General features: G+C 39.9%; 1 protein-coding gene. It reads right to left on the reverse strand.

Translation table 11 applies throughout. The features are described from left to right. Nucleotides 1-123: 123 nt before the first annotated feature. Complete coding sequence (locus H5975_RS08275; RefSeq protein WP_178659537.1) at nt 124-1,083, reverse strand: L-lactate dehydrogenase; 960 nt, start codon at nt 1,081-1,083, stop codon at nt 124-126. Nucleotides 1,084-1,144 lie beyond the last annotated feature (61 nt).

Genomic DNA, 1,144 nt, shown 5'->3' on the forward strand with positions numbered 1-1,144 from the left:
AAAAACTCTCACTTAACAGTTAGTTCTAATTGCAAAACAAAAAACAGCCCAAGCAAAATGACTGCTTGAACTGTAAATTTTATTATCAGTACCGATTGACAAAGAACCTATTAAGTATATTACTTAGGCGTTACCTTGAAGTTTTGCCATACCATTCTTAGCAACTTCTTCCAAAGTCTTGGCAGAATCAGTCATAGCTTTTTCTTCACGTTCATCCAATGGTACTTCTAATACTTGAGCAACACCATTAGCGTTAACAACAGCAGGAGTACCAATGTAAATGTCCTTCAAGCCATATTCGCCATTTAATGGAGCACCAATTGGGAGAACGGCGTTTTCGTCATGAAGGATAGCACGAGAAATCCGTGTTAAAGCAGTAGCAACACCATAGAATGTAGCACCCTTTAAGTCGATAATTTGGTAAGCCTTCTTACGAACATCGTCTTCGATCTTGAGCAGTTCGTCCATTGAAATACCCTTTTCTTTAGCGAGTTCCAAAACAGGAACACCACCGATGTTTGCACTAGAGTAAGCTGCAAATTCGGAGTCACCGTGTTCAGCCATCATGTTAGCTTGAACATCAACTGGGCTAACGTCAAAGAGCTTACCTAAAGCAACACGAAGACGTGCTGAGTCAAGTGAAGTACCAGAACCAACAACCTTGTTCCGTGGGAAACCAGATAGCTTTTGAACAGCGTAAGTAAGAACATCAACTGGGTTGGCAGCAACTAAGAAGATGCCATCAAAGCCAGACTTAACAATTGGTTCTACAACAGACTTGATAATCTTTAAGTTCTTATCAACCAATTGTAAACGAGTTTCACCTGGTTTTTGAGGAGCACCAGCTGTAATTACAACAAGATCTGCGTCCTTGCAAGTGTCATAATCAGCAGAATAGAAGATCTTTGGAGCAGTGAATGGGGTAGCATCTTCAAGATCTAATGCGTCACCCTTAGTCCGATCCTTAATGATATCAACAATTGCAAATTCTTCAGCAATTCCTTGTTGAGCCATAGCGAAGGCATAACTTGAACCTACAGCACCGTCTCCAACAAGAACAACCTTTTGATGATTCTTTGACATAGAAACACTCTCTTTCTTTCAAAAAATTAAGTTGATCAATTTAGACCAACTTCTATGTACA

This window comes from Limosilactobacillus coleohominis, assembly GCF_016901675.1.
GTDB classification, from domain to species: domain Bacteria; phylum Bacillota; class Bacilli; order Lactobacillales; family Lactobacillaceae; genus Limosilactobacillus; species Limosilactobacillus intestinavium.

What these genes read in the sequence shown, in the direction of transcription:
- H5975_RS08275 (WP_178659537.1), bottom strand. Translation starts at nt 1,083, where the DNA reads ATGTCAAAGAATCATCAAAAGGTTGTTCTTGTTGGAGACGGTGCTGTA.